The following is a 4,980-nucleotide window of genomic DNA, read 5'->3' as shown; positions in this document are numbered from 1 at the left end:
CGCCACGGTGCGGTGGCGTGCGGGACCTCGCGTCGGGGGCCGGCCTCAGGCCGGGTAGGGCAGGTCGGCTTCCCGGGTGCCTGCCGGGCCGATGTGCAGGGCGCCGTCCGGGCCGCCGATCCGCAGCTGCCACGGGTGCGGGCTGTCGGTGGTCACCTTGAGGCGGTCGCCGGTGCGGCGCAGGTGAAAGCGGGCGGTCTCGCCGGGGCCATCGCTGCGCGGGATCACGACGGTGCGCTCGGCGCCGTCCGCGAAGGCGTGGACCCGCAGTTCGACGCCTTCCGCCCAGGCGGACACCGGGCGCTGGTCGTCCGCCGCGAGCGGGATGACGGAGTCCGGTCGGGCGAGCAGCGGCAGGGTGTGGAAGCCGTGCTGCTCGCGCACCCAGCGCGGGCCGGTGACCTGATCGCCGGTCAGGACGTTGGTCCAGGTCCCCTCGGGCACGTAGTACTCGACCGTCCCGTCCTCGGTGAAGACCGGGGCGACGAGCAGGTCGTCGCCGAGCAGGTACTGCCGGTCGAGCGTGCCGACGGCCGGGTCGTCCGGGAACTCCAGCACCATCGCCCGCATCACGGGGACGCCGGTGGCGTGGGCCTGCTGCGCCGCGCGCTGGAGGTAGGGCGCGAGCCGGTGCTTGAGCAGGGTGAACTCGCGGGTGACCTCGACGGCCTCCTCGCCGAAGTCCCACGGCACCCGGTAGGACTTGCTGCCGTGCAGCCGGCTGTGCGAGGAGAGCAGGCCGAACTGCGTCCAGCGCTTGAAGACGGCGGGGGTGGGGGTGCCCTCGAAGCCGCCGATGTCGTGGCTCCAGAAGCCGAAGCCGGACAGGCCGAGGGACAGACCTCCGCGCAGCGACTCCGCCATGGCGTTGAAGTGCGACTCGCAGTCGCCGCCCCAGTGCACCGGGTACTGCTGGCCGCCGGCGGTGGCGGAACGGGCGAACAGCAGCGCCTCGCCCTCCCCGCGCTCCTCCCGGAGCAGCTCGAACACCGCCTGGTTGTACAGGTGGGTGTAGTAGTTGTGCATCCGCTCCGGGTCGGAACCGTCGTGCCAGACCACGTCGGTGGGGATGCGCTCGCCGAAGTCCGTCTTGAAGCAGTCCACGCCGACGTCCAGCAGGGTGCGCAGCTTGCCGGTGTACCACTCGCGGGCGGCGGGGTTGGTGAAGTCCACCAGGGCCATGCCCGGCTGCCACAGGTCCCACTGCCAGACGCTGCCGTCCGGGCGCCGCACGAGGTGGCCCTCGCGCATGCCCTCGGCGAAGAGCTCCGACTTCTGCGCGATGTACGGGTTGATCCAGGCGGAGATGCGCAGCCCCTGCTGCTTGAGCCGGGCCAGCACGCCAGCCGGGTCCGGGAAGGTGTCCGGGTCCCACACGAAGTCGCACCACTGGTACTCGCGCATCCAGAAGCAGTCGAGGTGGAAGACGCTCAGCGGGATGCCGCGCTCGGCCATGCCGCCGACGAAGCGGTTGACGGTGGCCTCGTCGTACTCGGTGGTGAAGGAGGTGGTCAGCCACAGGCCCAGTGCCCAGGCCGGGGGCAGTGCGGGGCGGCCGGTGAGCGCGGTGTAGCGCTCCAGGATCAGCTTGGGGGTCGGGCCGTGGACGACGAAGTACTCCAGCGACTGGTCCTCGACGCTGAACTGGACCTGCCCGACGGACTCGGAGCCGACCTCGTAGCCGACCCTGCCGGGGTGGTTGACGAACACCCCGTAGCCCCGGTTGGTGAGGTGGAAGGGGACGTTCTTGTAGGCCTGTTCGCTGCTGGTGCCGCCGTCCGCCTGCCAGATGTCCACCACCTGGCCGTTGCGGACGAACGGGGTGAACCGCTCCCCCAGGCCGTAGACCAGCTCGCCGACGCCCAGGGCGAGTTGTCCGAGCATGTGGTGGCGGCCGTCGGTGTCGGTGACGAAGCCGGTGCCGCGCTCTCCCACCGAGGTCAGGACCCGCCCGCCGGCGGTGAACTCCAGCTGCCACGGCTTGGAGGTGTCCACCCGCAGTGTCAGTTCGCCGGCGCAGAGCTCCACGACGTCACCGTCCCGACGCACCTTTCCGGCGCCCTGTTCGGCGCCGGGCAGCGCGAACTCCGGCCCGCGCCGCACCGAGCCGGCGTGGTGGGTGGTGCGCACGCCGATCACGCCCTCGGCCGGGGACCAGCACTCGACGGTCAGCAGCGGGCTGTTGAGCGTGTCACCACGGCCGCGCACGTGTTTGACGGGCGCATAGAGGGTCATCCGGTCCTCGCCGGTCCGGACGTCGGCGACCTCGGTGGCGTAGCGCGCGGTGACGCCCGGGCGCATCAGCCAGTAGCCGTCGGTGAACTTCATCGGGCGGTTTCCTCCGTCCGCGCGCGGTGCGCGGTGATCAGGCCCCGGTACCAGTGGTAGCTGTCCTTGGGCGTGCGGGTGAGGGTGTCGTAGTCGACGCGGACCAAGCCGAAGCGTTGCTCGTAGCCGCGGGCCCACTCGAAGTTGTCCAGCAGCGACCAGACGTAGTAGCCGCGCACGTCGACCCCGGCCGCGATGGCGTCGGCGACGGCGGCGAGGTGGCCGGCCAGGTAGTCGGTCCGCTCCGGGTCGTGGACGCGGCCGTCGGGGGTGATGCCGTCGGCCTCGGCGGAGCCGTTCTCGGTGATCCAGAGCGGCGGGAGCCGCGGGTAGCGGGCGTGGAGCCCGGTGAGCAGTTCGGTGAACGCGGACGGGACGACGGGCCAGCCCATGGTGGTGAGCCGGGTGCCGTACGGGTTCGGTTCGGTGACGCCGATGTCCGTGGCGGTGCGCAGTTCGGGGTCGGCCTCGTGGTGCGGGGCGGCCGCGACGGTGACCGGCCGGTAGAAGTTGATGCCGACGAAGTCCAGTGGCGCGCCGATCGGTTCGAGGTCGCCGGGCCGTCGCCACGGGCCGTCCACGAGTCCTTCCCAGGTCTCGGCCTCGTGTGCGGGGTAGCGCCCGGCGAACAGCGGCTCGGTCCAGACCTCGTTGTGCAGGACCTCGGCGCGGCGCAGCGCGGCGAGGTCCCCGGGCCGGTCGGAGGCGGGGTGGAGGCGGTCGAGGTTGAGCGCGATCCCGACCTCCCGGGCTCCCGCCGCGCGGAGCGCCCGGACGGCGAGCCCGTGGCCGACGAGGAGGTGGTGGGCGGCCGCCAGTGCCCCGCGGCCCTCCCGGGCGCCGGGGGCGTGCCGGCCCTCGGCGTAGCCGACGAAGGCGGAGCAGAACGGCTCGTTGAGGGTGATCCAGCGCTCGACCCGGTCGCCGTACCTGTCGGCGGCGAGGGCCGCGTACTCGGCGAACGCCTCGGCCGTCTCCCGGACGCGCCAGCCGCCCCGGTCCTCCAGGGCCTGCGGCAGGTCCCAGTGGTAGAGGGTGGCGGCGGGCGCGATCCCGGCGGCGAGCAGTTCGTCGATCAGGCGGTCGTAGAAGTCCAGGCCCTTCGGGTTGGCCGGGCCGGTGCCGCCCGGGACGAGGCGGGGCCAGGCGATCGAGAAGCGGTAGCCGTCGACGCCGAGCTCCCGGAGCAGGGCGACGTCCTCGGGGTAGCGGTGGTAGTGGTCGCAGGCGGTGTCGCCGGTGGCGCCGCCGAGGGTGCGCCCGGGGGTGTGGCTGTAGGTGTCCCAGATGGACGGGCCGCGGCCGTCCTGGTCGTGGGCGCCCTCGATCTGGTAGGCGGCGGTGGCGGCGCCGAACCGGAATCCGGCGGGCAGGTCGGGGAAGGCCGGGACGTTCACGTTCACAGCTCCGGCCCGAGGCCGCGCGCGTGCAGCCAGGCGAGCTGGGCGGGCGGGTTGGAGCCGCAGCCTCCGCTGTGGTCGGCGAACGGCCACACCGTCATCGTGCGGTCCTCGCCCGCGTAGCGGTTGAACGCCGCGTAGACCGTCGAGGGCGGGCAGACCGGGTCCATCAGGCCGACGCTGAACAGGGCCGGGGCGGTGGCCCGCCGGGCGAAGTGGACGCCGTCGAAGTAGTCGAGGGTGGCGAGTGCGGGGTCCACCCGGTGCCTGCTGTGCCAGCGCAGGTACTTGACGATCTCGGGGTACGGCCCCTCGCCGGCGATCTGGACGGCGTGGCGGAAGTGGCACAGGAACGGGACGTCCGGCATCACCGCCGCCACGGCGTCCCCGGTGAGCCCGGCGACGGCGATGGACAGGCCGCCGCCCTGGCTGCCGCCGGTCAGCACGATCCGCTCGGTGTCGAGACCGGGCAGCTGCGCGACGGCGTCGACGGCGCGCACGCAGTCGGTGATCAGTCGCCGGTAGTAGTAGTTCTCGGGCGAGTCGATGCCCTTGGTCATGAAGCCTTCGACCCACTGGGTGCCGTCGCCCATGCCCCGGTCGGGGGTGTCGTGGCCCTGGCCCCGGCTGTCGACGACGAGCTGGGCGTAGCCCGCGGAGGGCCAGAACAGGTGCTCGGTGGGCAGCCCGCGGCCGGAGCAGTAGCCGAGGTAGGTGACGACGACGGGCAGCGGCCCGTCCACCCCGCGCGGGCGCAGCAGCCAGGCGGCCACCGGCTCGCCGTTCCAGCCGGGGAACCGCACGTCGTCGACCTCGACGGTGCGCAGGGAGTACTGCGCGGTGACGCGTTCGGCCTTGACCGCCCCGCCGTGCGAACGGGCCTCGGCGAGGGTCTGCCGCCAGAAGTCGTCGAAGTTCTCCGGGTCGGTCAACTCGGGCCGGTACCGGACGAGTTCGTCGAGTCCGAAGTCGGTGAGGGGCATGGGGGAATCCTCCGGGTGATGCGATGACGAGCCAGCGTGGTGGGGCGTGAGCAGCGACATGGGAGCCGCCTCCGGGCGGCGGTGGGAGAGGTGCGGAGCGGAAGCGTGCCGGACGGGCCTCGCCGCTTCGGGTCCTGGACGGAGATAGTGGGGGGGGCCCCCCCCCCCCCGGGGGGGGGGCGGGGGGGTGGGGGGGGGGGTGTTCGACGGCCCCGGGGCATCGGAACACCGCGAGACACCCAAAGCGAGTGTCTGGGAGGTAGACAAAC

Annotated in this window: 3 protein-coding genes; all 3 read right to left on the bottom strand. The window is 73.0% G+C overall.

Features of this window, described 5'->3' with window-relative positions:
• Window positions 1–45 precede the first annotated feature (45 nt).
• From yicI to ACFV4F_RS07265, 3 genes are read right to left on the bottom strand one after another with little or no spacing between them, the layout of a single operon-like run.
• Window positions 46–2,328, bottom strand: a complete 2,283-nt coding sequence (gene yicI, locus ACFV4F_RS07275) for an alpha-xylosidase (RefSeq protein ID WP_380500731.1) — start codon at window positions 2,326–2,328, stop codon at window positions 46–48.
• The gene (locus ACFV4F_RS07270; protein ID WP_380500730.1) at window positions 2,325–3,725 is read right to left on the bottom strand and encodes a GH1 family beta-glucosidase; all 1,401 of its coding nucleotides are present in this window, start codon (window positions 3,723–3,725) and stop codon (window positions 2,325–2,327) included. The genes yicI and ACFV4F_RS07270 overlap by 4 nt, the downstream gene beginning before the upstream one ends.
• 2 nt (window positions 3,726–3,727) lie before the next feature.
• Window positions 3,728–4,711, bottom strand: coding sequence for an acetylxylan esterase (locus ACFV4F_RS07265; RefSeq protein WP_380500729.1), 984 nt, complete (start codon window positions 4,709–4,711; stop codon window positions 3,728–3,730).
• Between the last annotated feature and the right edge of the window lie 269 nt (window positions 4,712–4,980).

Source organism: Kitasatospora sp. NPDC059722, from assembly GCF_042733235.1.
GTDB lineage: Bacteria > Actinomycetota > Actinomycetes > Streptomycetales > Streptomycetaceae > Kitasatospora.
Note: the sequence above shows the minus strand (reverse complement) of the source record. Positions and strands in the feature narration are given on the sequence as shown.